The following is a 4,072-nucleotide window of genomic DNA, read 5'->3' as shown; positions in this document are numbered from 1 at the left end:
TACTCCCGGTTGGCGCCCGCCGCTTGAGCGGGCGGATCGTTCGCGTGGACGAAATCTATCGACAGCCTTGCCTCAGATAAATAGCCGCGAACGCCCGGGCGGGTTTTTTTTACGGCGTCGAATGGACGCGGCCCGGTCCACGCTCGCCCCGCCAGCGCCTGAAAACAATTTCGGCTGCAACCGCCCCCCGTTTTCCGATCCATGCGCAACCCCCCTTCCGCAAGCAACATACGGAAAGGATTTCTTGCCGCAGGGCACGAAAATTCTGGCCTTTGCGGGTTGACCCCCATCCGGTGCGCACCTAATGTCCCGCGCACGCAAGCAGGGGAACCCCGATGGCGATCGTGGATGTAACGGTAAAGGACAGGCGCATGGGCCGGTAAGAACCGACCCAAGGTAACCACATGCGCCCCCGCCTTGACCGGGGGTTTTTTTACGCGCTGCGGATGCACGGACGGACGGCGGAAGGCACGGAGAGACAGATGACACAGATGACCGGCGCGAAGATGGTGGTTCAGGCGCTCAAGGATCAGGGCGTCGAGGTAATCTTCGGCTATCCGGGCGGCGCCGTGCTTCCGATCTATGACGAACTGTTCCAGCAGAACGACATCCGCCACATCCTGGTGCGTCACGAACAGGGCGCGGTGCACATGGCCGAAGGCTATGCCCGTTCGACCGGCAAGCCCGGCGTCGTGCTGGTCACCTCGGGGCCGGGCGCGACCAACACGGTCACCGGCATCACCGACGCGCTGATGGATTCGATCCCGCTGGTCGTGCTCACCGGTCAGGTGCCCACCTTCATGGTCGGCAACGATGCCTTCCAGGAGGCCGACACGGTGGGAACCACGCGGCCCTGCACCAAGCATAACTGGCTGGTGAAGGAGACCGACCGCCTGGCCCAGACGATCCACCAGGCGTTCCACGTCGCCACCACCGGCCGGCCCGGCCCGGTTCTGGTCGACATCCCCAAGGACGTGCAATTCGCCACCGGCACCTATGTCGCCCCGCGCGAGGCGGGCAATGCCCATTACCAGCCCCGCCTCAAGGGCGATGCCGAGATGATCACGCGCCTTGTCGAGGCGATGGAAACGGCGGAACGGCCGATCTTCTACACCGGCGGCGGCGTAATCAATTCGGGCGATGCGGCGACGCAATTGCTGCGCGAACTGGTCGATGCCACGGGCTTTCCCATCACCTCGACGCTGATGGGTCTGGGCGCCTATCCCGCATCCGGCAAGAACTGGCTGGGCATGCTGGGGATGCACGGGCTTTACGAGGCCAACCTCGCAATGCACGGCTGCGACCTGATGATCAATATCGGCGCCCGATTCGACGACCGGATCACCGGGCGGGTGGCCGATTTCAGCCCCGGCTCGCGCAAGGCCCATATCGACATCGACCCCTCGTCAATCAACAAGACGATCCGCGTGGACATGCCGATCATCGGCGATGTCGCCCATGTGCTGGAGGACCTGCTGCGGATCTGGAAATCGCGCGGGCGAAAGGTCAACAAGGAGGGTCTGGCACGCTGGTGGGCCCGGATCGCCGAATGGCGGGCGGTCGAGTGTCTGCGCTACCGGAACTCGGACACGGTCATCAAGCCGCAATATGCCCTTCAGCGGCTGGAAGCGCTGACCAGACACCGCGCCGACCGCTATATCTGCACCGAGGTCGGCCAGCATCAGATGTGGGCCGCGCAGTTCCTGGGCTTCGAGGCGCCGAACCGCTGGATGACATCGGGGGGCCTGGGCACCATGGGCTACGGGCTGCCCGCCTCGATCGGCGTGCAGGTGGCGCATCCCGAGGCGCTGGTCATCAACGTGGCGGGCGAAGGGTCGTGGCTGATGAACATGCAGGAGATGGGCACCGCGATCCAGTATTGCCTGCCGGTCAAGCAGTTCATCCTCAACAACGAACGCCTTGGCATGGTGCGGCAATGGCAGTCGCTGCTGCATGGCAACCGCTATTCGCACAGCTGGTCCGAGGCGCTGCCCGATTTCGTCAAGCTGGCCGAGGCGTTCGGCGGCAAGGGCATCCGCTGTTCGGACCCGGCCGATCTGGACGACGCGATCGCCGAAATGCTGGCCCATGACGGGCCGGTGATCTTCGATTGCCTGGTGGAAAAGCACGAGGACTGCTTCCCGATGATCCCCTCGGGGCGGGCGCATAACGATATGCTGCTTGCCGCCGATGCCGAGGCATTCAGGGAAGGCGCCGCGCTGGTGTGACGACGGCATGGGGGGCTTTCTGCCCCCCGTCCCCGCGCTGCGGGGACTCCCCCCGAGGATATTTGGAGCCAGAAGAAGAGACATGGCAGCAGCACTCAACATCCAGAAGGGCACGTCGAAGCATTCCGCCTACGACCTGCGCGACCCCAATTCGGACGTGATCGAGCGGCACACGCTGGCGGTGATCGTCGACAACGAGCCCGGCGTGCTGGCGCGCGTCATCGGGCTGTTCTCGGGGCGGGGCTACAATATCGACAGCCTGACCGTGGCCGAAGTGGACCATACCGGCCATACCAGCCGCATCACCATCGTCACCGTCGGCACGCCCGCCGTGATCGAGCAGATCAAGGCGCAGCTTGGACGGATCGTGCCGGTGCACCAGGTGCATGACCTGACCGTCGAGGGCGCTTCGGTCGAGCGGGAACTGGCGCTGTTCAAGGTCGTCGGCGCGGGCGAGAAGCGGGTCGAGGCGCTGCGGCTGGCCGACATCTTCCGGGCGAATGTGGTGGATTCGACGCTGGAAAGCTTTGTCTTCGAGATCACCGGCACGCCGCAGAAGGTGGACGCCTTCGCCGAACTGATGCGCCCGCTGGGGCTGGTCGAGATGGCGCGCACCGGTATCGCGGCGCTTTCGCGCGGGGCCTGACATCGGACGTCTCCCGGTCGCGGCGCGCATGCCGAGGTCGTGGCCGGGACCATGATCGGCCACCGCGGGACATGGATGATGCGGTCCCTGCCCGGATGCCCCGCCGAACCGCCGGAGCGCTTTCGAAGCGAGGCCGCGCGCGCAAATCCGCCGCGGTTCAGTGCGTTGCGCCCATATGGCGGCGATAGACCTCGATCATCCAGCCCAGCATGACGGCATTCAGGACGTGCCACAGGAAATGCGTCCCGAGCGGCAGCACCGCACAAAGCGGTTCGTCCAGCGTGCGGAAGGTCAGCGAGACGACCAGCAGCCCGCCGCCAAGCGCCAGCCCCCGCGCCGTCGCAGGCGCCCGCCGCGCCAGAAGCCCGGCATGGACCAGGATCAGCAGCGCGACCGGCGCATAGCCCGCCGACGAGCCCAGAAAGCCAAGCTGCCCGAACAGCCAGCCCGTCCCCGCCGCATAGGGCAGGAACAGCGCCGTCAGCCCCAGCGCGGGCCAGGGCCCCAGCCCCCAGAAATCCCGATGCGCGGCAAAAAGGTAAAGCAGGATGAAGCCCAGGATCGGCAGCACATCCGCCATCGCCGCCCAGAGTGTCGCATGGGTATGGAACAGGAAGCTTCCCACCCCGATCACCGCCAGCACCACGCAGAGCGCCCGGCCCAGCGCCAGCCCGCCGGTCCGGCGCCACATCACCGCCGCCGCGACCAGGAAGGACGCGTTCGTCACCGCATTCACCGGCTCGGACCAGTAGCCCGCGTCCGTGCGCTCGCAATAGGCGTCCACCTGGGCCATCCAGTCCATGGAAATCGCCTCCCGCTCTGCTAACCTTGCCCCAGACCTAGGCCGCAAGGCCGCCAGATCACAGGGAGGCAGACATGAAAATCACTTGGCTCGGCCATTCCGGCTTCCGCATCGAGATCGCAGGCCAGGTCCTGCTGGTCGATCCCTGGCTGGTCGGCAACCCGGTGTTCCCCGAGGATCGCCGCGCCGAGGCTATCGCGGGCGCCACCCATATCCTTGTCACCCATGGTCATTTCGACCACATCGCCGATGCCGTCGCCATCGCGCGCGAGTTGTCGATCCCCTGCGTCGGCGTCTACGACCTGATGAGCTGGTGGGAGGAAAAGGAGGGCATCGCCACAATCGGCTTCAACAAGGGCGGCACCGTGGCGCTGGGCGAGGTCCGCGTGACCATGG

General features: G+C 65.8%; 5 protein-coding genes. 3 read left to right on the top strand and 2 right to left on the bottom strand.

The window, feature by feature from the left end:
- The coding region (locus tag ENN83_RS08305; RefSeq protein WP_287185893.1) for a hypothetical protein at positions 1 to 203 on the bottom strand (203 nt) is incomplete at its 3' end.
- 279 nt (positions 204 to 482) lie between these two features.
- Here ENN83_RS08305 and ENN83_RS08300 point away from each other — a divergent pair.
- Both ENN83_RS08300 and ilvN read left to right on the top strand, forming a co-directional pair.
- Positions 483 to 2,228, top strand: coding sequence for an acetolactate synthase 3 large subunit (locus ENN83_RS08300; protein WP_287185891.1), 1,746 nt, complete (start codon positions 483 to 485; stop codon positions 2,226 to 2,228).
- 82 nt (positions 2,229 to 2,310) lie between these two features.
- Positions 2,311 to 2,874, top strand: coding sequence for an acetolactate synthase small subunit (gene ilvN / locus ENN83_RS08295; protein ID WP_287185889.1), 564 nt, complete (start codon positions 2,311 to 2,313; stop codon positions 2,872 to 2,874).
- 157 nt (positions 2,875 to 3,031) lie between these two features.
- Here the strand turns inward: ilvN and ENN83_RS08290 are convergent, their stop codons facing one another.
- Positions 3,032 to 3,676 (bottom strand): ceramidase domain-containing protein, encoded by a 645-nt coding sequence (locus ENN83_RS08290; RefSeq protein WP_287185888.1) that lies wholly within the window; start codon positions 3,674 to 3,676, stop codon positions 3,032 to 3,034.
- A 74-nt stretch (positions 3,677 to 3,750) separates the two neighbouring features.
- Here ENN83_RS08290 and ENN83_RS08285 point away from each other — a divergent pair.
- Positions 3,751 to 4,072, top strand: a 322-nt coding sequence (locus tag ENN83_RS08285) for an MBL fold metallo-hydrolase (protein ID WP_287185887.1), incomplete at its 3' end; no start/stop codon positions are given.

It is taken from the genome of Rhodovulum sp. (assembly GCF_011048875.1).
GTDB classification, from domain to species: Bacteria; Pseudomonadota; Alphaproteobacteria; order Rhodobacterales; family Rhodobacteraceae; genus Rhodovulum; species Rhodovulum tesquicola.
This window is presented reverse-complemented; position numbering and strand designations above follow the sequence as displayed.

Excerpts from the sequence above, each read along its gene's own strand:
- ENN83_RS08300 (WP_287185891.1), top strand. The coding sequence starts at position 483 with ATGACACAGATGACCGGCGCGAAGATGGTGGTTCAGGCGCTCAAGGAT.
- ilvN (WP_287185889.1), top strand. The coding sequence starts at position 2,311 with ATGGCAGCAGCACTCAACATCCAGAAGGGCACGTCGAAGCATTCCGCC.
- ENN83_RS08290 (WP_287185888.1), bottom strand. The coding sequence starts at position 3,676 with ATGGACTGGATGGCCCAGGTGGACGCCTATTGCGAGCGCACGGACGCG.